General features: G+C 69.1%; 21 protein-coding genes and 1 riboswitch. Of the genes, 13 read left to right on the top strand and 8 right to left on the bottom strand.

The features are described 5' to 3' along the window. Positions 1–286: 286 nt before the first annotated feature. From ACIRG9_RS05495 to ACIRG9_RS05510, 4 genes are all read left to right on the top strand, one after another. Complete coding sequence (locus tag ACIRG9_RS05495; protein WP_402850608.1) at positions 287–1,174, top strand: Scr1 family TA system antitoxin-like transcriptional regulator; 888 nt, start codon at positions 287–289, stop codon at positions 1,172–1,174. After that, positions 1,171–1,377: a DUF397 domain-containing protein gene (locus ACIRG9_RS05500; RefSeq protein WP_402850610.1), complete on the top strand. Its 207-nt coding sequence runs from the start codon at positions 1,171–1,173 to the stop codon at positions 1,375–1,377. The genes ACIRG9_RS05495 and ACIRG9_RS05500 overlap by 4 nt, the downstream gene beginning before the upstream one ends. Before the next feature lie 105 nt (positions 1,378–1,482). Then, entirely contained in the window at positions 1,483–2,895 is a 1,413-nt protein-coding gene (locus ACIRG9_RS05505; protein ID WP_402850613.1) for a hypothetical protein, read from the top strand. 2 nt (positions 2,896–2,897) lie between these two features. Further along, positions 2,898–3,470, top strand: a complete 573-nt coding sequence (locus tag ACIRG9_RS05510; RefSeq protein ID WP_402850616.1) for a GNAT family N-acetyltransferase — start codon at positions 2,898–2,900, stop codon at positions 3,468–3,470. 164 nt (positions 3,471–3,634) lie between these two features. Here ACIRG9_RS05510 and ACIRG9_RS05515 read toward each other — a convergent pair whose 3' ends face one another. After that, on the bottom strand, positions 3,635–4,009 hold the full coding sequence (locus tag ACIRG9_RS05515; RefSeq protein ID WP_402850619.1) for a hypothetical protein: 375 nt from the start codon (positions 4,007–4,009) through the stop codon (positions 3,635–3,637). Positions 4,010–4,473: 464 nt separating this feature from the next. On the opposite strand from ACIRG9_RS05515, the gene ACIRG9_RS05520 reads away from it, so the two are divergent. Then, on the top strand, positions 4,474–4,629 hold the full coding sequence (locus ACIRG9_RS05520; protein WP_402850622.1) for a hypothetical protein: 156 nt from the start codon (positions 4,474–4,476) through the stop codon (positions 4,627–4,629). A 352-nt stretch (positions 4,630–4,981) separates the two neighbouring features. On the opposite strand, the gene ACIRG9_RS05525 is transcribed toward ACIRG9_RS05520, so the two are convergent. From ACIRG9_RS05525 to ACIRG9_RS05535, 3 genes are all read right to left on the bottom strand, one after another. Further along, complete coding sequence (locus ACIRG9_RS05525; protein ID WP_402850624.1) at positions 4,982–5,371, bottom strand: hypothetical protein; 390 nt, start codon at positions 5,369–5,371, stop codon at positions 4,982–4,984. 518 nt (positions 5,372–5,889) lie between these two features. After that, positions 5,890–6,777 (bottom strand): DMT family transporter, encoded by an 888-nt coding sequence (locus tag ACIRG9_RS05530; protein ID WP_402850627.1) that lies wholly within the window; start codon positions 6,775–6,777, stop codon positions 5,890–5,892. A gap of 141 nt (positions 6,778–6,918) precedes the next feature. Beyond that, complete coding sequence (locus tag ACIRG9_RS05535) at positions 6,919–8,475, bottom strand: helix-turn-helix domain-containing protein (RefSeq protein WP_402850630.1); 1,557 nt, start codon at positions 8,473–8,475, stop codon at positions 6,919–6,921. Between the two features lie 130 nt (positions 8,476–8,605). On the opposite strand from ACIRG9_RS05535, the gene ACIRG9_RS05540 reads away from it, so the two are divergent. Further along, positions 8,606–9,868, top strand: coding sequence for an NAD(P)/FAD-dependent oxidoreductase (locus ACIRG9_RS05540; protein WP_402850633.1), 1,263 nt, complete (start codon positions 8,606–8,608; stop codon positions 9,866–9,868). 84 nt (positions 9,869–9,952) lie between these two features. Here ACIRG9_RS05540 and ACIRG9_RS05545 read toward each other — a convergent pair whose 3' ends face one another. Next, positions 9,953–10,747 (bottom strand): helix-turn-helix domain-containing protein, encoded by a 795-nt coding sequence (locus ACIRG9_RS05545; protein WP_402850636.1) that lies wholly within the window; start codon positions 10,745–10,747, stop codon positions 9,953–9,955. Positions 10,748–10,875: 128 nt separating this feature from the next. Between ACIRG9_RS05545 and ACIRG9_RS05550 the strand changes: the two genes are divergently transcribed. The 4 genes from ACIRG9_RS05550 (at position 10,876) to ACIRG9_RS05565 (ending at position 16,804) form a co-directional block, all read left to right on the top strand. Then, positions 10,876–11,271, top strand: a complete 396-nt coding sequence (locus ACIRG9_RS05550; RefSeq protein ID WP_402850639.1) for a nuclear transport factor 2 family protein — start codon at positions 10,876–10,878, stop codon at positions 11,269–11,271. Between the two features lie 214 nt (positions 11,272–11,485). After that, positions 11,486–12,910, top strand: a complete 1,425-nt coding sequence (locus ACIRG9_RS05555; RefSeq protein ID WP_402850642.1) for a M1 family metallopeptidase — start codon at positions 11,486–11,488, stop codon at positions 12,908–12,910. Positions 12,911–13,015: 105 nt separating this feature from the next. Then, positions 13,016–13,230, top strand: a riboswitch (cobalamin riboswitch). A gap of 170 nt (positions 13,231–13,400) precedes the next feature. Continuing rightward, entirely contained in the window at positions 13,401–15,773 is a 2,373-nt protein-coding gene (locus tag ACIRG9_RS05560; RefSeq protein WP_402851862.1) for a ribonucleoside-diphosphate reductase subunit alpha, read from the top strand. Between the two features lie 35 nt (positions 15,774–15,808). Then, complete coding sequence (locus tag ACIRG9_RS05565) at positions 15,809–16,804, top strand: ribonucleotide-diphosphate reductase subunit beta (protein WP_402851864.1); 996 nt, start codon at positions 15,809–15,811, stop codon at positions 16,802–16,804. Positions 16,805–16,868: 64 nt separating this feature from the next. On the opposite strand, the gene ACIRG9_RS05570 is transcribed toward ACIRG9_RS05565, so the two are convergent. Then, positions 16,869–17,546: a macro domain-containing protein gene (locus ACIRG9_RS05570; protein ID WP_402850645.1), complete on the bottom strand. Its 678-nt coding sequence runs from the start codon at positions 17,544–17,546 to the stop codon at positions 16,869–16,871. Between the two features lie 240 nt (positions 17,547–17,786). Here ACIRG9_RS05570 and ACIRG9_RS05575 point away from each other — a divergent pair, with 240 nt between their 5' ends. Further along, complete coding sequence (locus ACIRG9_RS05575) at positions 17,787–19,403, top strand: ADP-ribosyltransferase domain-containing protein (protein ID WP_402850647.1); 1,617 nt, start codon at positions 17,787–17,789, stop codon at positions 19,401–19,403. A 76-nt stretch (positions 19,404–19,479) separates the two neighbouring features. Here the strand turns inward: ACIRG9_RS05575 and ACIRG9_RS05580 are convergent, their stop codons facing one another. Then, the gene (locus tag ACIRG9_RS05580) at positions 19,480–22,131 is read right to left on the bottom strand and encodes a M36 family metallopeptidase (protein WP_402850650.1); all 2,652 of its coding nucleotides are present in this window, start codon (positions 22,129–22,131) and stop codon (positions 19,480–19,482) included. 832 nt (positions 22,132–22,963) lie between these two features. Between ACIRG9_RS05580 and ACIRG9_RS05585 the strand changes: the two genes are divergently transcribed. Further along, on the top strand, positions 22,964–24,427 hold the full coding sequence (locus tag ACIRG9_RS05585; RefSeq protein ID WP_402850653.1) for a non-reducing end alpha-L-arabinofuranosidase family hydrolase: 1,464 nt from the start codon (positions 22,964–22,966) through the stop codon (positions 24,425–24,427). Between the two features lie 152 nt (positions 24,428–24,579). Beyond that, positions 24,580–25,065 carry an SsrA-binding protein SmpB gene (gene smpB, locus ACIRG9_RS05590; RefSeq protein ID WP_402850656.1) on the top strand — a complete coding sequence of 162 codons (486 nt, stop codon included), beginning with the start codon at positions 24,580–24,582 and terminating at the stop codon, positions 25,063–25,065. A gap of 30 nt (positions 25,066–25,095) precedes the next feature. Here the strand turns inward: smpB and ACIRG9_RS05595 are convergent, their stop codons facing one another. Next, positions 25,096–25,632, bottom strand: a complete 537-nt coding sequence (locus ACIRG9_RS05595; protein ID WP_402850658.1) for an isochorismatase family protein — start codon at positions 25,630–25,632, stop codon at positions 25,096–25,098. Between the last annotated feature and the right edge of the window lie 188 nt (positions 25,633–25,820).

Raw genomic sequence — 25,820 nt, forward strand, 5'->3', positions numbered from 1 at the left:
TAGGGCTGTGAGTCGATGTCCATGGCGGCGGCTTCACTGCCGGCCAAGCGCCTCGCATTGACGGATAGCTCGTTGCAGCTCAACGATCACGGAACGGCGCGGAGCTGGGAATGCCCACCTGCGGTCCGACCTCGCTTTCCGACTTGCGGTTCGACCGATGGATGAACTGCGAGACCATGTCGGACCATCAGCTTCACCGCGATCGTCGGCCGGTTTTGTAGGGTTACATTGGCCTCACCCCCGGCCGGCTTACCGTCGACTGGGCATGAGTCCCTGGAGGCTGTCGGTGAATCGCCCCAGTCCCTACGTCCGCCGACAATGGCTCGGACGCGAAATCCGCCGCCTACGTGAGGAGCATGGGCTGACGGGCGAGACGGTCGCCCGTGCTGTCGGGTTCCCGCGGCAGCAACTCAGCGCGCTGGAGAACGGACACCTCGGCCCGGACATCGACCTCGTCAGCGGGATCTGCGACTACCTTTCAGTTGGGGTGAACAGGCGAGGCGCCATCATGGACGCGGCAGCCGACGGTTGGACTCGTGGATGGTGGACGGGCGACGCCGAACGAATGGGCATCCGCCAAGCCATCTACGCCGACCTGGAAAGCGGCACCAAGACCATCACCGAATACGCCATGGCCCTGATCCCCGGCCTGCTTCAGACGTCCGCGTTCGCCGACGCGCGGCTGCGCAGCGACCCAGCCCGCCACGGCGACAGGTTCGACCCTGCCGCCGCAGTCGCGGCCCGCGCCCGACGCCAGAGCCTGGCGCTCGCCGCCGGCGGGCCGGGCTACGAGGCGGTCATCGATGAGATCGCGATCCGACGATGCGCCGCCGACCCCGTGGTCGTCGCCGACCAGCTTCGGCACGTCGTCGCCGTGTGCGCGAACCATCCATCCGTGTCCGTCCAGGTGCTACCCGTCGACGCGTCGATCAGAGGACACAGCGCCCCTCGATCCGCTTACTCGATCTACCGCTACCGCGATCCGCAAAGCTCACACGCCGTCGCGGTGGACACCCTCACCAAAGACCTGATCCACACCGGCCCGGGCGAGATCGACCCGTACTTGAGCCTGCACAGCAGGCTCAAAGCCGCCGCACTGTCACCTGACGCGAGTATCCGTCTCCTCCACGCCGCAGCGGAGCATCTGGCACCCACGGAAGGAGTACCGGCATGACCACGCCACAGCACACCTGGCGTAAATCCAGCCGCAGCGACGACGGCAACTGCGTCGAAGTCGCCCTCGCTGACGAGGCAGTCCTGACGCGCGACTCGAAAGACCCGGAAGGGCTGGTGCTGCGGTTCACCCCGCAGCGGTGGCGATCATTCGTCAACGACATCTGCAACGGCGGACTCCAGAACCCGGCCGTGCCGGCGTGAATAAACGACCACGGCGACGACGGTGCCGCGGCAGGCACACGGCCCGGTAACCGAGGGTGGCAAGATGGTGCACACACCGTCTGTGAGATGTGGAGGGAGGCGTAAATGCCGCGCCACCCCGACACCGTCGTCACCCCCAACGCGCTGCTCACCGAAGCACGCAAACGGCTGCCCTCGCCGCAACGGCCTGGGCAATGTATGTCACGGGCCGAGCTCGCCGACGCCGTCAACGCCGCGCTTGATTGGCTCTACCCGCACAGGAACCTCACCGCGCACTACGTCGACCACCGCTGGGTGGGCAAACTAGAACGTGGAGAACACCGTTGGCCCAGTGCGGAACGTCGGTCCGGTCTACGGCAGGTCCTCGGCGCCACCACCGACGCCGTAATCGGCCTCTACAGCCCCCGGCGTACCAGCACAGCCACATCTGCTGACCACGACCGCGAGACCCCGGGCACCTCTTCACTGGCCGAACCAACTGCCGACACGCTCATGCAGCCGCAAGGCGTAACGTCAGGTGATATGAGGCGCAGGGCCGTAGTGGCGCTAGGCGTGGTGGCCGCTCTCGCAGGCACCGAACAGCGTCTACCGGAAATCGGCAAAGGCAGGGCGCGCAAGATCGGTTCCGGCGACGTGGTGCCGTTGGAACGCAGCGTGGCGCATCTGTACAGCCTCGACAATCAGATCGGCGGCGACAGCCTGTGGCAGGCCGCCGCACTTAAAGTCCGCGACGGCTACTCGATGCTGGAACGAGCCTCATACTCGTCCTCGACCGAGAATCGGCTCCTCAAAGCCACCGCCCGACTGGAGATGTGTACCGGATGGCTGGCCCTGGACGCGGGCGAGCATGTCGTAGCCCGTACGCGCTTCACCGAGGCGCTGACCCTGGGGCGACAGGCGCAGGATCCAGAGGTCGAAACAGCAGCGCTCGCCTACCTGGCGGGCCAGGCCAACTCACTCAACCGGCCACGGGAGGCACTCCGCTTCGCCTCATCTGCCGCGCAGGTACCTACGATCGATCAACGGCCGCGCTTAGCCGCCATCCCATGGCTACGTTTCGCCGTTGCATCGTCCCTGACTGGCGATGCTCGCGGCTCTGAGATCGCCATCACGAAGGCGCGGAGAATCGTCGACCGCGACGGCCAGAAGCCAGCTGCTGAGTGGTGCTCCTTCCTGAGCCACACGGAGATCGATGGGCTCCACGGCACGTGCGAGTTGGCCCTCGGCCGGGCAGGCCGCGCGGAGAGGTTGCTCGATGCGGCTGTCAGCGGCTACAGCGACGGTTACGCCCGAAACCGAGCATTGTATCGCGTCCGGCTCGCCCACGCTCGCCTCCTTGAGAGGGAACCGGAGGGGGCGGCCGACGCAGCTAATGCAGCACTGGACGACATGGTCGGAGAAGTGGCAAGCTGGCGCGTTTCGACAGAGATGGCTGAGGTGTCACGCCTTTTCGCACCCTACCGGGGCGCTGCCGAGGTTGACTCCTTTCTCGACCGATACCGAAAGACGTGGCTGTAGGAATGAGCGAACAGATACTCGCGTTACGAATCCAAGAATTGGAGCGAGATTCTTTCCATGAACATCGGGGCAAGCTGGTCGAGACGTACAAAGAGGTGTATTCGGCGCAGCTGAATGACCCGTTCTTCTCGCCGGAGCGATATTGGGATCGCCTAGTCGCCTACGCAGGACGCGATGGATTCCGGGCTGTCGTCGGCGACTTCGACGGAGCGCTTGTCGGATACGCCTTGGGGTACACCTTGCCAGCGGAATCACCATGGTGGGGAGGGCTACTATCTAATGTGGACGCCCGGACACTTGTTGAAACAGGCGATAGGACATTCGCCCTCAACGAGATCATGGTGCGTGAAAGATGGCGGCGGCGGGGGATCGCGCGCCGGCTTCACGATGCCCTTATTAAACAGGTAACCGCGGAGCGAGCAACATTGCTCGTGCTGCCCGATAATGTTGCCGCCCAAGCCGCATACCGCGGTTGGGGGTGGCAGAAGCTCGGCGAGCTCCAACCTTTCCACGATGCTCCGGTCTATGATGCAATGATTCTCAATTTAACCAACTCACGTTTTGCGGCAGGCTGATTTTCTTGCGGTGTCCTGATGCCACGGCGGGAGGCCGTGCACATCGGCCGCCGAGCCGCCCTACCCGAAACGCCTGCGGCCCGGCGGTCACCCCGGGTACGTCTCGTGCCTGCTCGTGACTGCTGCGCGCCATGGGTTACTGGCCCACGGATGGCCCGTGATGTTCAGGTTCGGTCACCGTGACCGGCAGCGGGGCGAAGGTGTTCCCACTGCGGGTCGTAGCAGACGAGCCCGTGTTCGGCGGCCAGCTGTGCCGCCTGAGAGGAGATCTCGTCAGACCGGATGAACGGGATCGTGAAGTAGACCATGGGGCCGGACGCCTCATCGATGAGGCCATTCGACAGGGGGCAGAGTTCGGCGTCGTGGCCGTACAGGTCGGGCCATCGGACCGCCACGGCATCGACGTATGCCCGGATGCGAGGCGTCGGCGGCTGTTCCTCGCTCTCGAAGTACCGCTGATAAAGGGCTTCGTACGCCTCACCGGCCGCCTCGTCGTTGGCGGGCATGTCGCCCTCCCACACCGCCAGGTCATAACTCACGCGGGCAGTGTGCCAGTGCTGGCGGACCTCCTCGTCGGCCAGTCGTAGACCGTCCAGCCTCCCCGGACGGGAACAGGGCGGAGCGCCCTACCGGACAAGTCTCAACGGTCACCGACGTCCCGGCCGCCCAACGCCGCGAACCGCATCCGCATCCACATCCGCATCCGCATCCGCATCCGACGACAACGACGCTGGGGCCAACCCACCACCTGTGTCGGCGTACGAGTTGCAGTGCAGGGCCGCGTGCGCCACCGAGTACACAGCGGCCGTCGACATCCGCTAGCTCGGCGGCGGCCTGATGGTCGAGCCGCCGCCCGCACGCCGAAACCATCGACTACACACCGTGACGTTCGCCGAGCCCCGGTGGTGTCCCGATTTGCCGATGAGCGTGAAACCGTGGGAGCCGTCGGGCCGGCATATGATGACCAGGTAGGTGCAGGTCGATGTCTGCTCGATGAGGTGACATGGTCAACCGTGTGACTGCTGACCGGCTGATGCTGGTCAGCGTGGTGGATCGCTGGTTCTACCTGCAAGAGCCGACCTTCATCGGCTCCGGCCAGACCTCGTGCGGGATCTCCAGGGTCGGCGCACGCTCATGCCGCGATCAGCTCGCTACGTAACGTCGCGGTGAGTTGGATCGCCCAGCTCCCAAATCTGGCCGATGACAGTGCGTCCGTCGAGTCCCTGATGCGGCCGACACCGACGGACCGGCGAACGGGCATTCGACGCAGCAGTCTGCCAAACCCGCGGCCATCACGCACATGCGAGAACTCGACGACTGTTACACGGACTCGACAGAGCTGCACCGTCGCGCACACTCATGCCGCGATCCGGGCGCTACGGAGAGTTACGTGACGGCTCGGGGTTCGCGGTGCGGATTCGCCGAGATGAGTGTGCTGACTGAAGCGCGATATCGGCCCTAACGGCCTTTCCACCAACGCCGCGGGCCGGGCGCTTCGGTGGCGGTTGGCGTCAGTAGAGACTGGGCTGTTGACTTGCTGACACCAGGCTGATCTCGCAGATGGCGCTGTTGAGGAGAACACCTTCACAATCGGGATCGGTCGCGGCTATCTGGAGGAGAACCTCACCGGACAGGCCCGCGTTGAACCGGGGACCAAAGTTGCGTAGTGCCGCTTCGGGATCGGCATATGCCAGCACGCGTGGCAGCCCGTCGCCGTGAGTGGTCCTGCCCGCGCCAAGGTTGCCGTCAGCAACATACCCGGGCGCGTCATGGGCGGGCACCCCGGTGGCCACAATGCCGACCGTGGATGCCCGGAAGAGCCTGAGAAAGCGCTCGTAGCTCTCGGGGGTCTTGGTTTCCGCGTGCTCCGACATGACATCGGACAGCGGGGTTTCACTCATGCAGCGGACGATAGCCTGCTCGCCACGCGCGCACCACGGCAGGCTGTTGAGCGGCAGCCCCATGTCCGGTGAGCGCCGCCGACCCGAACAACGGCTGCCGCATCACTATGCTGCAGCCCATCGCCACACCGGGTCGGACGTCGTCTCGAGCATCCGGACATGCCGCGATCCGGGCGCTAGCCCACGTTCACCGAATACTCATCGTGAGTAGCGGGGCATAGGCGTCGGGCCGGCCGCCATCGCAGCGTGTCGAATGCTTCGTGCCCCGACCTCTGCACACTTGGCGTACCCGACTCTGCACCGGAATCCGTACACCGACAACCTGCGCAGCCTGACCCAACATCGCAAGCGACGGCGGCTGCACGTCGCGGACCATGCGAATCGAGGTGATTGGCCATCTCCATACGCCATAGACCCCTCCCGCCACCCTGTCTGCCGTCGGCGGCTTTCCCGTTGTTGACGCCGTACATCCCGAGACTGCGGGTTCGCCCGACGCCACGCCCTCCCTCGCCCATCCGCTACGGGGCGTTCTCGGGTGGGTCGCTCACCGGCTCGATGTGGTGGCCGACTATGTGTGGGGACGCGGCCAGCAGGTACACCGCGAACGTCATCACGGCGAGGCCGGCGATCTCGAAGACGAGCGCCCCCGGCGTCAGTCGCAGGGTCCCACCGAGCACGCCGATGCCGATCGCGATACCGGAGAGCGGCTCGGCCGCCGCCAGGGGCGGGTACGAGACCGACAGCGGAGCGAGGTCGAACGCGCTCTGTGCGAGCAGCGTCCCGATCAGTCCGATCATGAACACCGTGTACGGCTGCCAGCTCGTGAGCAGCCCCAGCAGCCCGTGGGTGGACAGTCGGTGCACGGCCGACTGGGTCAGGGCGGACTGGAGCCCGTACAGCATGCCTGCCCCGATCGCCAGCATCGGCGCTTCCTGTGCGGGTCGCAGCCGGCGCGCGGCGCGCACGAGCAGCAGGGTCAGCGTGCCGATGCCGGCCGCGGCCACCGCCCAGTCCCAGGCCGGCACCCCCTCGGGGTTGCCGGTCCCGGGATGACCCGCCACCAGGAAGGCGACCATGCCCACGGTGACGGCCATCGCGACCCCCCAGTCCCGCCGTCTGAGCGGGCGACGGGACCATAGCGCCGAGGCCGACAGGGCGAACAGCAGGCGCAGCACCAGGACGGGCTGCACCAGCACGACCGAGCCCCGCCCCAGGGCGGCGCCGCTGAGCAGGCCGCCCAGCAGCGTCGCCGCGAGACCCAGCAGCCACAGCCGCTGTCGGACGAGATGCAACAGCAGCCCCACGCGCAGCGCCAGGCCGTCCGGGGCCTGGAAGGCGACCCGCTGCTGCACGGCCGAGCCGACGCCGAGCAGTATGGCGGCACCGATTGCCAGGATGAAGACCACCGAAGGGCCTACCCCGTCCCCTCGGTCCGAACCACGGACTTTTGCCCCGTCCGGCGCACGGCACCCACCGGCACCGGGATGGGCCGCCGCTCGCGATCGCCGCCGGTCCGTCGCGGCCCGGGTCGTCCGCGGCGGTCGGGGTCAGGACCCGGGGCGCAGCGCCGCGAGCTGGACCTGCAGCGCCAGCCGGGTACGCGGCGAGTCGAGGTCGACGGGTACGACCTCGGCGATGCGGCGCATCCGGTGCCGGAGTGTGTTGGGGTGCACGTGCAGCTGACGGGCCGCCTTCCTCGGGTCACCCTGCTGCTCCAGCCAAGCGGCGATCGTGGCGACGTAGTCGGTGCCGTGCTTCCGGTCGTGGGCGACGAGGACGGGCAGCGGTCCGCCGAACAGCAGATCGGCCTGCGGCACCGCGGCGACCATCCGGTGTACGACCACCTCGGCCCAGACGTCCTCGAAGCGCAGCACCGAACCGTGCTGCCGGGCCGAGCCGTGCAGCGCGAGCAGTTCCGCCGCCTCGGCGCGTGAGCGTGGCAGCTCGGTCAGCTCTGCGGCGACGCTGCCGGACGCGGCCCGCAGGCCCGGTTCGTGCACGGCGACGTCGTGGATCAGCCGCTCCATCCAGAGCCAGGAGCCAGCCGACTCGCCTTCGGCGACCACCACGGCGAAGAGGACGTCCCCGACGTCCGCGATCAACGGCTGGCGCCAACCGTGACGGCGGGTGATCGACTCCCACAGGGCGAGGTTGTGCACCATCTCCGCGGTCCCGCTGTGCGCCTCCAGCGCGACGACCCGCCACGGGCCGGCCGGAAGTCCCAGTTCCTCCCGTCCCACCCGACCGGGGGCCCGCAGGACGGCCCGCAGGCGGTCGGCGGACACCCGGCGCGCGACATCGGCCTGCACCCGGAGGCGGAGCAGGTGCAGCGCCAGCACCGAGGCCGCGCCCTGAAGATCACGCAGGCGCCCGTCCGGCACCGGACCGTCGACGACGGCCCAGATCGAGCCGAGCAGCTCACCGCCGGCGCGGATCGGGATCACGAGCCGGGGCAGCGTCCCGTCCGGGCCCTGCGGTACGAAGATCAGCTCGCTCCCCTTCGCGAGCTTGCGGAACACGCCACGGGACCGGAAGTGGGCGATCACGTCACCGGGGACACGGCGCCCGACAATGGTCGAGACGCGCGCCGGGTCGGTGCGGTCCTGCCGCGACGAGTAGGCGAGCACCCGGTACTGGGCGTCCTCGATCGTCACCGGCGCGTCGACGATGGCGGCGGTCGCGTCGGCCAGGGCGAACAGTTCGTCGTACACCCCGGTTTCCCCGGTCTCGGGCGAGCCGGGCGCGGCGGCCCTGTCGATCACCCCCCGGAGCAGCCAGACCAGTTGGGCCCAGGACCCGTGGCTCTGCAGCTCGACGAGGGTCAGGTCGCGGTCGGCGGCGGCCGACATGACGTCCGGGTGCGCGGTGAGCGGGGGCTTGAGGACCAGGCCGGCCGCCGCGGTCGCCGCGCACCGCTCGATGACGACGAGCGCCTGGTCCGGTGTCGCGATGCCGGCACCGAGGACCAGGTCACCGCTCTGGCCGGCGGATGCCTCGTCGAGTTCGGCGAGGGTCACGTCGCGCACCTCCGCCGGTCTGGCGGGGACGACGACCTTGAGCAGAGCGGCACCGACCGCCTCCACCACGCCAGCCACGGTGATCACCGCTCGATGATGCCTCGGCGTTGTTCATATCGACCAGTCGTCGGGGCAAGCGTTGGCCGGGCAGAACAATGACGTCTCGGCGTTGTGGCGACAGGATTGTGCGAATCTTTGCTGCTCAAAGGAGAGAATGATGCCCGCCACCGAGTCCGTGCCCACCCCCCAACGCGTCGCCGTCATCGGTGCCGGGATGGTCGGGTTGGCCACCGCCTGGTTCCTCCAGGAACAGGGCGTGCAGGTGACCGTGCTCGACCGGACGGGTGTGGCGGCGGGCGCATCGTGGGGCAACGCGGGCTGGCTCACCCCCGGCATCACCACTCCCCTGCCCGAGCCGGCGGTGCTCCGCTACGGGCTGCGCGCCGTCCTGAGCCCGTCGTCGCCCGTCTACGTGCCGCCGCGCGCGGACGCTCGGCTGCTGCGGTTCCTGGCGGGCTTCGCCCGGCACAGCACCGCCACGAAGTGGCGGGAGGCGATGCGGGCCTACATCCCGATGAACCGGCGGGCGTTCCAGGCGTTCGACGCGTTGGCCGCCGGCGGGGTCGCCTCGATGACGAACGAGGCGAAATCGTTCATCGCGGCGTACCGGACCGAGGCCGAGCGGTCGGTCCTGCTCGACGAACTGGCGCACATCCACTCCGCCGGCCAGGAGATCGAGTTCGACGTCCTGACCGGGGCCGAGGCGCGCGAGGTGGAGCCCTCGCTGTCGGACAACGTCGGCGCCGCCATCCGGCTGCACGGTCAGCGGTTCATCAACCCCGGGGAGTACGTGCACGCGCTCGGCGAGTCCGTCGTCGCCCGTGGGGCGTCCCTGGTGACCGGCGCGGACGTGGTGGACGTCCGTGACGAGGGGACCGGGGTCCGGGTGATCACCTCCGCCGGCGCGGACGAGCACTACGACGCGGTGGTGCTGGCGACCGGCACGTGGCTCGGCCAGCTGGGCCGGCGCTTCGGCATCCGCACCGTCGTGCAGGCCGGCCGCGGATACAGCTTCAGCGTGGCGATCGAGCACGTCCCGTCGGGGCCGGTGTACTTCCCCGCGCAGCGCGTCGCGTGCACGCCGCTGGGCGACCGGCTGCGCGTCGCCGGGATGATGGAGTTCCGCAGCGCCGAGGCCCCGCTGGACCGGCGCCGCGTCCTGGCCATCGCCGAGGCCGCCCGACCGCTGCTGCGCGGCGCCGACCTGGACGCCCGCGTCGACGAGTGGGTCGGGTCGCGCCCCTGCACCCCCGACGGGCTGCCGCTGATCGGCGGGACCAGGTCACCGCGGGTCTTCGCGGCCGGCGGCCACGGCATGTGGGGCATCACCCTCGGCCCGCTCACCGGCGAGCTGCTCGCCGAGCAGATCATCACCGGTCGGCGGCCCACGGAGCTCCAGCCCTTCAGCCCGCTGCGCTGACGACTCACCTCGACGTGCCGGCGACCACCCCCGGTCGCCGGCACGTCGGAGAGACACCGGCCACGCCCCTGGCGGGCGCAGCGCTCAGGCGGGGATCGCCGACATGGCCCGGAGCAGATCCGCCGAGGCGGCGTCCGCCGGGAAGAACGTCTCGATGGAGATCTCGTCGAGCGTCACGTCCCGAGGCGAACCGAACATCGTCGTCGTGTAGAGCAGAGCCAGCTCGCCGTACTCGGTGGAGAGCCGCAGGGGGACCACCAGGTCCTCGGCCGGCGTCCCGCCCGCGCCCGTGCCGTGCTGCCCCGGCACCGGATAGCTCTCCAGCTCCCTCAGCAGCTCGGGCAGGCCCTCCGCCGCGGTGCGGGCCAGCTGCCGGCGGACCCGCCGCAGCAGGTGCGCCCGCCACTGCGCCAGATTCCGGATCCGCCCGGCCAGGCCGTCCGGGTGCATGGTCGCCCGCAGCACGTTGACCGGGGGCGTACGCAGCTCCGCCGGGACGCCGTGCAGAAAGACCTCCATGGCACGGTTGGCGGCCAGCAGCTCCCAGCGCACGTTGACGGCGAGCGCCGGGTTCGGCTCGTGGCCGGTGAGGACGGCTTCCACGGCCGCGCGCGCCGCACCGAGATCGGTGAACGCGCGCTCGGCGTGCATCGGCGCGAACCCGGCAGCCAGGTAGAGCTCGTTGCGTTCCCGCAGCGGTACGTCGAGTTCGTCGCAGAGACGCTCGATCATGCCGCGGCTCGGGTTGGCGCGCCCCGTCTCGACGAAGCTCAGATGCCGGGCGGACAGCTCCGCCGACAACGACACGTCGAGTTGGGAGCGGCCTCGCCGCTCGCGCCAGCGCCGGATCAGCGCCCCCACCGGCTCGCTCCTGGTCATGGCACCAGCCTCGCCGGTCGGCCGCCGCCTGGCAATGACCTCGCAGGTAATCGACACCGGTCGGCTCCGGACCGCACGGTGGAGGTGCGGCAGCCGCCGCATCACCATCGGCAGGAGGAGGAACGGCCATGACGTCCACGGCCGGATACGCGGAGACCATCGACCGGTACGTGCGCTTCTGGAACGCCGAGAAGCCTGACGAGCAGCGGGAACTCGCCGCGGAGACGTTCACCGACGACGTCGAATACTGCGCGGTGATCGGCGTCTTCGCGGGCCGGGAGGCGCTGATCGGCTTTCACGGCCAGTTCACCCAGCACATGCCGACCGCGGTGCTCCACCGTCGGGAGGAGCCGCAGGTCCACCACGATCGGGCCCGCCTGAGGTGGGAGATCGAGGTCGACGAGGGGAAGGCGTTCGCCGCCGGAACCGACGTGCTGGTGTTCGACCCGGACGGCCGGATCAGCTCGGTCACCGCCTTCCTGGACCGCGCGCCGGAAGGCTTCGACGCGCACGCCCACCACTGACGGCGGCGGTGGACGGGACGGTTGTCCCGTCCACCGCGCCATCGCCCGGGGGGCGGGAACACCGAAGTGGACGGTCACGGGTTGACCAATCGGCGGAGCCACTTGGGCAGACCGGTGGAGGCGAGGGCGGCCTGCAGATCCTTGACGGAGGCGCGTCGGTACGGATGGATAGGCGTACTCATGTGACACCAGTACGCCCACCGAGAGGACTCCCATGACATATCCACGCCTGCGCGCTGCCACGATAGCCACGGTCGCACTGGTGGCCGCCGGATCTGCGGTGGCACCGGAAGCGGCCGGCGCGGCACCGGGCAACCCTGGCGCCCCCCGTTACTCGGCCGGCGCGCCGAGCATCGGCGACCCCTACTTCCCGGACCAGGGCAACGGCGGGTACGACGTCCAGCACTACGACCTCGACTTCTCGTACGACCCGGCGACCCGGTTCATGGACGCCACCGCCACCATCACCGCGGTCGCCACACAGGACCTCGACCAGTTCAACCTCGACTTCCGCGGCCCGGAAATCTCCTCGCTGACGGTCAACGGGCACGCACACGCCTTCACCCGCGACGGTCAGGAACTGGTCGTCACCCCGCGCCCGAAGCTCAAGGCCGGGCAGACGTTCACCGTGGTGGTGAAGTACGCCGGCGTACCGGCCGTGATCACCGACCCGGACGGGTCGATCGAAGGCTGGGTGCCGACCGACGACGGCGCCTTCGTCGCCGGTGAGCCGCAGGGCACGCCGGCCTGGCTGCCCACCAACGACCACCCGACCGACAAGGCCACCTTCCGCTTCACGGCCAAGGTGCCGGAGGGGCTCACCGCCGTCGGCAACGGGCAGCTCCTCTCCCAGGAGACCAGCGACGGCTGGACCACCTTCGTCTGGGACTCGACCGAGCCGATGGCCAGCTACCTGGCGACGATCACCATCGGCAACTTCGTGGTGACCGAGACGACCACGGCGGGCGGGGTCCCGGTGTACATCGCGGTCGACCCCCGGCAGGTCGCCGGCTCGGCCAGCGCCGTCTCCCAGCTCCCGAAGATGATCGACTTCTTCTCCTCGAAGTTCGGCCCGTACCCGTTCGCCTCGACCGGCGCGATCATCGACCGGGCCCCGAACGTGGGCTACGCCCTGGAGACGCAGACCAAGCCGATCTTCTCCGGCGCGGCGAGCGTCAGCACCATGGCGCACGAGCTGGCCCACCAGTGGTACGGCGACAGCGTGTCGCCGGAGCGCTGGTCGGACATCTGGCTCAACGAGGGTTTCGCCACGTACGCCCAGTGGATGTACACCGAGTACAACGGCGGCGCGTCGGTCGCGTCGACCTTCAACAGCAGCAGCAACTACGGTCGGGCCGCGTCGTCGTCGTTCTGGCAGACGGTCCTCGCCGACCCGGGCCCGGTGGACATGTTCAGCAGCATCCCGTACAACCGGGGCGCGATGACCCTGCACGCGCTGCGCGGCAAGGTCGGCGACGAGACCTTCTTCCGCATCCTCCGCGAGTGGGCGGCGGGCAACCGCTACAGCCACGCCTCGACGGCCGACTTCATGGCGCTGGCCGAGAAGGAATCCGGGCAGAACCTCGGCACCTTCTTCGACGTGTGGCTGTACCAGAAGGGCAAGCCCACGACCTGGTGACACCGGCGGGCCCCGCGACCCTTCGGTCGCGGGGCCACCGCGGTGAGACGAAGCCGACACACCGACGCGACATCTGGTGTTGCTCGGGTGGCGGCACAACCATATATGGTGTCTGACGCAGCTGGTTCGACCGTCCTTCCAGGGCGGCCGAGGCAAGAGGGAACCCGGTGGGAATCCGGGACTGCCCCGCAGCGGTGAGTGGGAACGACCGCCGTCATCAGCACTGGACCTGTGGTCCGGGAAGCGACGGCCAGTAGGAGACCGGTTCCGGCCGGTCGTGCCCGCGAGTCCGAAGACCTGCCAGCGCGTCGCACGCCCTCGACGGGGCGCGCGACGGTCCGAGGCCGCGCGGGACGGCCGACGCCACCGGGCACCGCCACGCCGGCACGTGCCCGCCGGTGTCCGCACCCGCGCGCCGAGGACCATCCGGTCCCGAGCTCGCGAGGAGTGCGTAGTGACAGTCACCGAGGTTCACCCGGCCGCCGGCGCGGTGCCGGGCGAAGCCGCCCCGCCCGGGCAGCGCCGCCCGCAGATGCACGTCCGCAAGCGCAACGGCGACAGCGAACCGGTCGACGTCAACAAAATCGTCCGCGCGGTCGAACGGTGGACCGACGGCCTCACCGACGTCGACCCGCTGCGGGTGGCGACCCGCACCATCAGCGGCCTCTACGACGGTGCGAGCACCGACGAACTGGACCGGCTGTCCATCCAGACCGCGGCCGAGCTGATCGGCGAGGAACCGCAGTACTCGCGCCTGGCCGCCCGCCTGCTGGCCGGATACGTCGACAAGGAGGTACGCGGGCAGGGCATCGCCTCGTTCAGCCAGGCGATCCGGCGCGGACACGCCGAGGGGCTGATCGGTGACGAGACCGCCACCTTCGTCGCGGCCCACGCGCGCAAGCTCGACGACGCCGTCGACCCGGCGGGGGACCTGCGGTTCGAGTACTTCGGGTTGCGCACCGTCTACGACCGGTACCTGCTGCGGCACCCGACCAGCCGGCTGGTGCTGGAGACGCCGCAGTACTGGCTGCTGCGGGTGGCCTGCGGGCTGTCGCGTACCCCCGGCGAGGCGATCGACTTCTACCGGCTGATGTCCAGCCTGGCGTACCTGCCCAGCTCACCGACGCTGTTCAACTCCGGCACCCGGCACACCCAGATGTCGTCCTGCTACCTGGTCGACTCCCCACGCGACGAGCTGAACTCCATCTACCAGCGCTACGCGCAGGTGGCCAACCTGTCCAAGTTCGCCGGCGGCATCGGCATCGCGTTCTCCCGGGTCCGCTCCCGGGGCGCGCTGATCCGCGGCACCAACGGGCAGTCGAACGGCATCGTGCCGTGGCTGCGGACGCTGGACGCGAGCGTCGCGGCGGTGAACCAGGGCGGCCGGCGCAAGGGCGCGGCCTGCGTCTACCTGGAGCCGTGGCACCCGGACGTCGAGGAGTTCCTCCAGCTTCGCGACAACACCGGCGAGGACGCCCGGCGTACCCACAACCTGAACCTGGCCAACTGGATTCCGGACGAGTTCATGCGCCGGGTCGAGGCGGACGCGATGTGGTCGCTGTTCGACCCGGACGAGGTGCCCGAGCTGCCGGACCTGTGGGGGGCGGAGTTCGACGCCGCGTACCGGGCGGCGGAGGCGCAGGGACGCTTCGTGCGGCAGGTGCCCGCCCGGGAGCTGTACGGGCGGATGATGCGGACGCTCGCGCAGACCGGCAACGGGTGGATGACGTTCAAGGACGCGGCCAACCGGCTGTGCAACCAGACCGCCGAGCCGGGCAACGTGGTGCACCTGTCGAACCTGTGCACCGAGATCATCGAGGTGTCCAGCGACGCCGAGACCGCGGTGTGCAACCTGGGTTCGGTGAACCTCGCGGCGCACCTGACCGGCGGCGGCATCGACTGGGAGCGGCTACGGGCGACCGTACGCACCGCGGTGACCTTCCTGGACCGCGTCATCGACATCAACTACTACCCGACCCCGCAGGCGGCGGCGAGCAACCCCCGCTGGCGGCCGGTCGGGCTCGGGCTGATGGGCCTGCAGGACGTGTTCTTCGCGCTGCGGCTGCCGTTCGACTCCCCGGACGCGCGGGAGCTGTCCACCCGGATCAGCGAGGAGCTCTACCTGACCGCGCTGGAGACCTCCGCCGACCTGGCCGAGCGGTCCGGCCCGCATCCGGCCTTCGCCGAGACGCGAGCCGCCCGCGGCCAGTTGCAGCCGGACCTGTGGGGCGTCGCCGGCACACAGACGCAGCGGTGGACCGCGCTGCGGGACCGGGTCGCCGCGCACGGGCTACGCAACTCGCTGCTGGTGGCGATCGCCCCGACGGCGACCATCGCCTCGATCGCCGGCTGCTACGAGTGCATCGAGCCGCAGGTGTCCAACCTGTTCAAGCGCGAGACGCTGTCCGGTGAGTTCCTCCAGGTCAACACCGCCCTCGTCGCCGAGCTCAAGGCGCGTGGGCTGTGGACCGAGCGGATCCGGACCGCGATCAAACGGGCCGAGGGCTCCGTCCAGGACGTCACGGAACTGCCGGCGGAGGTACGCGAGCTGTTCCGTACCGCGTGGGAGCTTCCGCAGCGCGCCCTGATCGACCTGGCCGCCGCCCGCTCGCCCTTCATCGACCAGTCCCAGTCGCTGAACCTGTTCCTGGCCGCGCCGACCATCGGCAAGCTCTCCTCGATGTACCTGTACGCCTGGAAGGCCGGGCTGAAGACCACCTACTACCTGCGCTCCCGGCCGGCGACCCGGATCCAGCAGGCCACCGTCCCGGCCCGGGTGGCCGTCCTCGCGCCGGTGGCGACCGACGAGCAGGCGCTGGCCTGCTCGCTGGAGAACCCCGAGTCGTGCGAAGCCTGCCAGTGACCGCCCCGACCGACACCACCACGGAGACCGCACCCATGCTGCTCGATCCCGGGATGAACCTCACCCTCCGCCCGATGCGCTACCCGCACTTCTTCGACCGCTACCGCGACGCCATCAAGAACACCTGGACGGTGGAGGAGGTGGACCTGCACGCCGACCTGACCGACCTCGACCGGCTCTCCCCCGCCGAACGGCACCTGGTCAGCCGCCTCGTCGCGTTCTTCGCCACCGGCGACACCATCGTCGCGAACAACCTCGTGCTCAACCTCTACCAGCACGTCAACAGCCCCGAGGGCCGGCTCTACCTGTCCCGGCAACTGTTCGAGGAGGCGGTGCACGTCCAGTTCTACCTCAACCTGCTGGACACCTACGTGCCCGACGAGGCCGAGCGCGCCGAGGCGTTCGCCGCCGTCGAGAACATCCCGTCGATCCGTCGCAAGGCCGAGTTCTGCTTCCGCTGGATCGACTCCCTCCACGAGCTACGCGAGCTGCGTACCAGGCAGGACCGGCGGGCGTTCCTGCTCAACCTGATCTGCTTCGCCGCCTGCATCGAGGGGCTGTTCTTCTACGGCGCCTTCGCCTACGTCTACTTCCTGCGCTCCCGCGGCCTGCTGCACGGCCTCGCCTCCGGCACCAACTGGGTGTTCCGCGACGAGTCGATGCACATGGCGTTCGCCTTCGACGTCGTCGACACCGTACGCCGGGAGGAGCCGGACCTCTTCGACGACGACCTCGCCGACCAGGTCCGGCAGATGCTCACCGAGGCGGTGGAGTGTGAGGTGCAGTTCGCCGAGGACCTGCTCGGTCAGGGCGTGCCGGGGCTACCCCTGGCCGACATGCGCGAGTATCTGCAGCACGTCGCCGACCGACGACTGGCGCAGTTCGGCGTCGGTCCCCACTACGGGTCGGCCAACCCGTTCGCGTTCATGGAGTTGCAGGACGTGCAGGAACTGTCCAACTTCTTCGAACGCCGGGTGTCGGCGTACCAGGTCGGCGTGACCGGCACCGTCGCCTTCGACGACGACTTCTGAGCGGGGATGGCGGTCGGGGTGACCGCCATCCCCGTCGGCCGAAGGTGGAGCGGGTGCGGGCTCGTCAACGACGTGCGGCGGGCGACGCGGGAGGCGTTACCCGCACCCGTTCCTCCTCGGGCCGGCTCTCGATGCCGTCGAGCTGCTCACCGATGGTCTTCCGGAGATCGTCGTAGTCCCGGAAATAGTGATCGTTGAAGAGCGTGTAACCGGTCCACATCAGGTTGGCGCACACCCTTGGGGGCACCCCGCCCGTCGCCGCGCCCATGCCGACCAGGGCCACCGACCGGATGCTGCCCGGCTCCTTCTCGTTCTGCCGGTGGATGGCCTGGAACGCGGCGGCGCAGGCCAGGGCGACGTTCAATGTCTCGCTCACGTTCTGCACCGATTGCTCCATGGTGGGCGTCGAGATCAGGAACCTCGGATTGATCGCCCCGGACGGCACACACACGGCGCTGCCCACCGGCAGCGACCCACCGAACTGGTCGCGGATCGCCCGCTGGACGCGAAGCTGGATCCCCGCCCCGAGGTGCCGCTTGATGGCCGCGTCGACCCCGCCGTCCATGCGCCCGCGGGAGTTGGTCGGGGTGGCCCAGGCATCGACGTGCCGGGTGAGGATCGACCCCTTGTGGATCTCGACCTCCGGGGTGTCGGCGAACGCCGCCTGCCAGGCCTGCACCACCCTGGCGTTGACGTCCGTCAGCACCACCCTGAGCTGCGGCTTCACGACTTCGAGGGGCATGACTCACTCCGATGGGAAAGGTGTCTCCGACGTGGATCAAGGTATCGGGCCCCACCGACAGGAAACGGGGAACGGACACCACCCACGGGCCTCGTCGATCGAGCCTGGCCGATCGTCGCCGAGCGTGTCGCACGGTTCTGCCATGCTGCGGGACCACATCCGGGAGAGCCACCCGGCACAGCACCCGCGCCACGATCGACCAATCCCTCACCGGCACGGCCAGCCACCCAGGAGCCCACGATGAGCGACACCGACGCCACCACGCAGCCCGACCCGAACGACCCGCTGGCCCTCGCCGAACTCTTCACCGGCGGCGGCGAGGCCTGGCTGCCTCTGCTGAGACCGGTCGTCGAGGCCCAGCCGGAGGCGGCCACGTTCATCGGCCCGGGTCGCGGCCCGAAGGTCGTACCCGTCCGGGAGTTGACCTTCCAGGCGCTCAAACCGAACCCGCCGCACAAGTGGAAGGTCGTCGTCTTCGGCCAGAACCCGTACCCGCGGCCGGAGAGCGCCACCGGCATCGCGATGTTCGACAACACCTTCCACGACTGGAACGACAGCCAGTTCGGCCGGGTCGTCACCATCCGCTGCATCATCAAGGCGGCGGCGATGTGGAAGCACGGCATCCCCAAGAAGACGCCGATCGCCGACATCCGCGCGCTGCTCAGGAAGCACGACACGGTGCAGCCGCCGGAGTGGTTCGAGGCGATGCTCACGCAGGGCGTGCTGCTGCTGAACGCGGCACTCACCGCCAGCAGCGACGGGGCGATGGCCACCGACCGGCACACCGCGTTCTGGCGACCGGTCGTCGAGACCCTGATCGAGGAGATCCTGAAGGCCAAGCAGCAGGCCGACGAGGAGGACCGGGGTGTGGTGTTCGCGTGGTGGGGCGCCCACGCCCGCGCCCTGAAGCGGGTGGTGCTCCGGCTCGAGAAGAAATACCCGGGGGTGGAGGTCCGGCACATCGACCACCCCAATCCCGCCGCGCAGGGCGACATCTTCTGCGACGGGGACCACTTCGCCGAGGTCAACGCGGCACTCAGGGCGCTGGGGGCCGACGAGATCGACTGGCTGCCCAGCGAGGGGTGGCGCAAGCTCACGGCGCAGGCCGGCGGCGTCGGGCCGGACACGGCCGATCGCATGGCGGCGTTCATCGCCACCACGATGGAGCTGCACAAGCTCTACCTCGAGCGGCTCGCCAGCGTCAAGGACGAGGGGCTGGTCCTCCCCGCCATCACCGGCGTGTTCGACACCCCGCTCATGGACTTCCGCGAGGCTGTCGCCCCGGTGGCCGCGCTGCTGTCCGGGCTCAACTGGCACGTCGACCAGTCGTACCGGTTCAGCGAGAAACAGTCGGACGACGCAACCGACGGCCTGTCCGTCGACGAGGTGGCGGCCCTGCACCTCTACACCTGCGAGTCGGCGTTCTATCGGCAGATCAACGCCACCCTGCGCAACCCGGACCGCAGCCGGATCGTTCCCTACCTGCCGTATCTGCGGCTGTTGTTCTCTGCCGTGTCGCGGCTGCCCGCCCGCGAGGAGCCGCTGTGGCGCGGGGTGTCGCTGGACCTGCGGGCACAGTATCCGCTCGGGCAGACGGTGACCTGGTGGGGCGTGTCGTCGTGCACGTCCAAGCTGAGCGTCGCCCAGGCGTTCCTCGGCCGCCGCGGCAAGCGGACGCTCTTCGAGGTACGCCCGGTGCGGGCCGTGGGCATCCGCAGGTTCTCCGCGTTCACCGGCGAGGAGGAGTTCATCCTCGCCCCCGGTACGCAGCTCAGGGTGACCGACGTGCAGGCCGAACGCAACGGTCTCTGCACCGTACGCCTGACCGAACTGGCCGAGCAGCGCCAGGTGGCGTGAGCGGCGCACGGGCCGGAGGAAGCGTTCCGTTTCTCGGGACGCTCCCTCCGGCCTCAGTCGGTGCCGGTGCCGGTGATCAGCCGGCGATGAACTTGAAGTAGCTGCGGTACTGGAATCCGTTGTCGAGGGTCAGCACGAACTCGCGGCAGGTGCCGGCCCACGACGGGTCGGTCTTCCACGGGTAGTTGTACTGACCGTTGGCGTTGACCGACATGTGCGACCCACCCGGGTTCCGCGCCGCGACCGGAGTCGGCCGAGGCGTGACCGACCCGTCCGGGTTCACCGTCCTGAGGGTGTCACAGTCCACCAGCCGCGAGTACGGCGAACCACTGGCCAGAATGTCCAGACCCCGGTTGGTGGCCAACTTGAACTTCATCGGCGCCGCGTCACCCGCGACGACCGTGTTCAACGCCGGCTGCGCACCACGACCCACGAAGTCACCCCGGCACGACGGGTGAGTGTCGAACGCCTCGGTGTTGTCGTTACGGTTCGTGGTGCCCTGCACCGCGCTGTAACCCAGGCCACGACGCGCGAACGAACCCCAGATGATGCAGGCGTTCTCACCACCGGTCAACGCCGCGTCCGCCGCGATGATCGCGTTACGACCCGTCACGAAACCCGGACCACAACCCTGAATCTTCAACCCGTCGATCACCAACTGCAGAGCGAGGTTGTTACCACCGCTGTTCCACGAGTCGTAGATGTTCGGGTTGAAACCGTGCCGATCGACGAGGTTCCAGACCAGGTCGTACAGCATGGACGCCCAACCGTGACCGATGCCGTGCGGGGCCGCCAGGGACGTGCCGTCCAGCCAGCCACCGGTCTTGATGCTGTCGTAGGTGAACGGCTGGATCTCCATGTTCCGCGAGTACGGCCGCGGCCGGATACCGCCGCCCACCCGGCTGTCCTGGAACAGCGCGTACTGACCGTAACCGCGAGCGCTCTCCGGGTCGTCGATCGCGGGGTTGAGCAGAGCGGTGATCGCGAGGAAGTCGCTCCAGCCTTCGCCCATCTGCTCGTCGCCGGTCAGGCAGTTGACCGTCGCGCCACCGGTCAGCCGGTTGGAGATGCCGTGGCCGTACTCGTGGAAGATCGTCTCCGAGCGGAACGAGGCGTCCCGCATCGCCGGCCGGGCCAGGTTGCGGTGGACCTTGCCCGAGGCCGGCAGCCCGGCCTTGATCGAATTCCCGTTGGCCTGGCTCACCATGACCGCCGGGATCCCGACCGCCGGGCTCATCGAACCGCTCATCACCGCCGGGTTACCCGCGACGTTGTTGACGACCACCACCGCCCGGGCGCCGGCCTTCTCGGCGTTGACCACCTGGGTGTAGAAGTTGCAGCTGCTGGTCCGATCGACCACGGCGATCGCGCCGCTGGGCAGGCTGTAGGCGGTGCAGCCGTCGCCGGTCGCCCCGACGCCGTCGTTGACCAGCACCAACTCCCCGGCGAACCCGGCGCTGGTGGGCGCGGGGGTGAACCGCGCATACTCCGCCTCGTACGTGCCGGCGGCGGAACCGCCATCGATCGTCACGGCGTTCGGCAGGCCGAACTGGTTGCCGGGCCAGAGGAACATCTGCATCCTGGGGCGGCCACCGTCCAGCGCCGGCGTGGAGAAGTTCGCGTTGTTCTCGCCGGAGCCGTCGTGCGCCTCGCACTGCACGTCGTCGCCGCCGGTGCCGCCCCGGCCGTAGTTGTTGACCTGGAAATTGCCGGACGCCTCGTCGAAGCCGTACCGGTAGGAGATGTCGTGGACCATGTTGCACCAGTAGAACTGGTTCGTCACCGCGGCCTGGGTGTAGGTCTGCGGGTGCTCGTTCATGTCGGCCGGGAAGTTGAAGGTGAGGCTGGCGCCGCCGTCCGCCGCGCTGTCCGGGTCGACCTGGTTGTTGGCGTCCTGGTCGGTGTAGGCGTACGCGTTGTTGCCCCGGGTGGTGGTGTATTCGGCGCCCGGCTTGCCGTCCGTGTCGTGCCAGCCGTACGGCGACGCGGTGCCGTCCGCCGGGTTGGTCACCACGGTCCGCGGCCCGTCGTTCGGGTCGCCCTTCGGGAACTCGAAGACCTCGTAGCTCGACCCGTCGATGGCCGGATTCGGCGGGCTGACCCGGGCGGTCGGGATGCTCGTGGTGGCGACTGTCGCGGCCTGCGTCTCGCGGCGGCCCAGCGTATCGGCCAGGTCTTCGGGAGCGTCGTGGGTGGTCCAGTCGTCGGCGTTGAGCAGCTTGCCCGTCTCCGCATCCACCGCCGCGTTCCACAGGTGGGCATCCGACGAATCATCGATCACCAACTGCCAGGCCAGCCGCAGCCCGTCAGCGGTCGGCTGCCAACCAAGCTTCGCCGGAATCGGCTGATCCGAGATCCCAGCCTCGGACACCACCGTCCGCTGAGCCGCACCACCACTACGGCTCATCACCTTCGCGTTCTTCGGATCCGCCAGATCCAAGGCGTCGGCCGCAGCCTCCACCGCCTCCACCGCGCCCAGCGACGCGCCACCGGACGCCTTGCCGGCCAGACCCGACTCCAGCGTGTCACCAACAAACACGACACTGCCGTCACGGGCGACGTTGACCGTCGCGGTCGCGCCGAAGACCTCCAGATCCTCGTGCCGCTGCGTCAGGTTGACATGCGTCACCCCACTGTGGCGACTCGTGTAACTCGACGACACCACCAGATCCGACAGATCCGCGGCACTCACGCCGTAGTCAGCCGGATGCGCCCGCAGATACCGCATCGCGATGTCGTTCGGCGCACCCTCGTTCGGGCCGGTCAAGAAAATCGGACTCGCCGGGGCCTGATCGGACTCAGCCCACGCAGGCTTCGCCGACAAGGTGGTCATGGACGCCACCAACGTCGTGGACAACAACAACGCCGCATGGCGTCGACCACGGGACAGATACGGGGGCACCGCTGCTCCCTTCGGGGGTTGGACAGGACAGCACGAAGCGCCGATCCACGACCGCCACAAGCGGCCCGCCACGCTGATCCGCGACGCCCGCCCGGCGATCACGTTCAGTAGTCGGTCCGGTGCGGGATGGATGCATCGACGCTAATGGTTGTCCTGCGACACACTCATCCGACGGGTGGCGGAATCTTCCACCAGCAGCTCCTACGCCTGTCGCGGGCACCGTGGACCGGCCCGTGAATGCGCCGGCCAGAACGGGGACCTTGCCTTCTCCCGACGACGCCGCGGCCCTTACCCGGACGCCCGCGCCCGAGAACGCACGGCCTCCGGACACACTCAGCCCGGGAGCGGCTGGAGCCCGCGATCGACAAGATGCTATCTTCGCCAGGAGTCGAGGCCGCGTCATCCATTCGGATTCACCGATCGCTCGACGGGCACCGGGGTCTGCTCCCGGCCGACGTTCGGTGGCAGGTCCGAGCCGTCGAGGAAGCGCGAACAGGCCGGTCGAACACGACCGGGTTCGTCGGTCCGCCATTTCCTCACCTCGTCGCAGCGCGCCGGCACGACTCGCGTCCCCGATGCGATCCCGGCGGATCACTCCACCGCGCCGAACACGCGGTCCCCGCCGTACGCCGGCGCCCACCACCACGGAAGGTCCTCGATGCACCCCACCTGGAAAGGCAGGGCCGCGCTGCTCGCGGCCACCGCAGGACTGGTCGCCGCCGCCGGAGCCGTGACTCTGCCCGCCAGCGCCGCCGCGGCCGGCTGTTCGGTCACCTACACGGTGTCCTCGCAGTGGCAGGACGGATTCGGCGCGAACGTCACCATCACCAACCTCGGGGATCCGGTCAACGGCTGGACCCTCACCTGGTCCTTCGCCGCCGGTCAGACCGTCACCCAGTACTGGAACGCCGCCATCACGCAGAACGGAGCGCAGGTCAGGGCCGTGAACGTCAGCTACAACGCGGCCATCGGCAGCAACGCCACCGTGTCGTTCGGGTTCAACGGCTCCTCGAACGGCAACAACCCCGCGCCGACGAGCTTCGCGCTCAATGGGATCACCTGCACCGGCGGCACGAGCACCCCACCGCCGACCAGCACTCCGCCGCCGAGCACTCCCCCACCGACAACGGCCCCACCGACCACGCCCCCACCGACCACGCCGCCGCCGAGCGGCAGCCTGCCCAGCACCTTCCGCTGGGGTTCCAGCGGTGCGCTGATCGGCCCGAAGGCGGACGGCCGGAACATCGCCGGCATCAAGGACCCGTCGGTGGTGTACTACAACGGCAAGTACCACGTCTTCGCCAGCACCGCGCAGTCGTCCGGCTACAACCTCGTCTACACCAGCTTCACGGACTGGCCCCAGGCCGGTTCGGCCCCCTTCTACTACCTCGACCAGTCGCCGATCGGCACCGGCTACCGCGCCGCGCCGCAGGTGTTCTACTTCGCCCCTCAGCGGCTGTGGTATCTGGTCTACCAGACCGGCAACGCCTCCTACTCCACCAACCCGGACATCAGCAATCCGGCCGGGTGGAGCGCACCGAAGGACTTCTACAGCGGAATGCCGGACATCATCCGGCAGAACATCGGTAACGGCTACTGGGTCGACATGTGGGTGATCTGCGACAGCAGCAGCTGCTACCTGTTCTCCTCCGACGACAACGGCCACCTCTACCGGTCGCAGACGACGCTCGCGCAGTTCCCCAACGGATTCACCAACACGGTCATCGCCCTGCAGGACAGCAACCGCAACCGATTGTTCGAGGCGTCCAACGTCTACCGGGTCGGCAACCAGTACCTGCTGCTCGTTGAGGCGATCGGCAGCGACGGCCGGCGCTACTTCCGCTCCTGGGTCGCACCGGCCATCACCGGGCCGTGGCAGCCGCTCGCCGACAGCGAGAGCAACCCGTTCGCCCGGGCCAACAACGTCACCTTCACCGGCACGGCCTGGACCCGCGACATCAGCCACGGCGAGATGATCCGCAATGGCTACGACCAGACCCTGACGATCAGCCCCTGCAACCTGCGCTACCTCTACCAGGGCCTGGACCCCAACGCGGGCGGCGACTACAACGCCCTGCCCTGGCGGCTCGGCCTGCTGACCCAGAGCAACTCCACCTGCTGACCGGCGGGCCTGGCCGTCACCGGGCGGCCAGGCCCACCCGCCGCCGGTCAGTCGGAGCCACGCCACGTGGGTCGGCGATCTGCTTACACAGTGTGTCGGCCGGTCCGGACCGACGGGTATCCTGCACCGGGTCGACGAACGGGGAGGTGGGCGTGGCCAGGGAGAACGGGCGGAAGCTCATCGCCTCCAACAAGAAGGCGCGGCACGACTACACCATCCTCAAGACGTACGAGGCCGGGGTCGTGCTGGCCGGCACCGAGGTGAAGTCGCTGCGCGAGGGGCGGGTGTCGCTGGTCGACGCGTTCGCCCAGGAACGCGACGGCGAGATCATGCTGTACGGCCTGCACATCGCCGAGTACGGCTACGGCACGTGGACCAACCACGCACCCCGACGCACCCGCAAGCTGCTGCTGCACCGGGTGGAGATCGCCCGGATCCTGGAGAAGCTGCGCGAGAGCGGTCTGACCCTGGTGCCGCTGTCGATGTACTTCTCCAACGGGTGGGCGAAGGTCGAGCTAGGCCTGGCGAAGGGTAAGAAGTCGTACGACAAGCGGCAGTCCCTCGCCGAGCGGGACGCCAACCGGGAGATCGCCCGCGAGCTGGGCCGCCGCCTCAAGGGGCGCCGCCCGGCCCGCTGAGCCGGCATCCACGGCCCGGGCGCCGGCCGGTCAGCCGAGCCGGCGGAGCACCTCGTCGGTCGTGACGACCTCGCCGAACCGGGGCAGGACCGTCGTCAGCGCGTGCTCGTGCTCCTGCGCGGTCATGCCGGTCATCGCGTCGGCGACGAAAACGACCTCGAATCCGTGGTCGGACGCCGCGCGTGCCGTGGATTCGACCCCCATCGTCGTCGCGATGCCGGTCATGACCACTGTGTTGACACCGCGCTCGCGCAGTTGCTCGGCCAGGCCCGTGCCGTAGAACGCGCCGACGGCCCGCTTCACTATCGTGATGTCACCCGGCTCCGGCTGCATCTCCGGGACGAACCCGCTGCCGGGCGGCTGCTCGGCCACGCCGGGTCGCTCCACCCGGACCAGCACCACGGTGCCGTCGGCCCGGCGGAACGCGGTCGCCAGGCGGGCGGCCTGCCTGACCACGTCGACACCCTTGTGTGGACCCAGGTCCCGCTCGACGATGCGCGGCATCAGGTCCACCACGACCAGTGCGGCACGTCCGGCGACGAGCGGCTCGGTAACTGTCGGTGACACGCGGCGACCCTAACACGCGCGGTGCGCGTGAGGTTGCCCGCGCCGGCTGAGCACCCCGGCCCCGAGCTGCCCACCCGGAGCGCCCTCTTGACACCCTTAATTCATAGCTTTAACAATATCTATTTGTATGGTTTGTTAACTGTTCGGCCCGCCCGGCCCGTCGAGGCGGGACGACCGACCATGGGGAG

Source organism: Micromonospora sp. NPDC093277, assembly GCF_044765245.1.
GTDB lineage: Bacteria > Actinomycetota > Actinomycetes > Mycobacteriales > Micromonosporaceae > Micromonospora.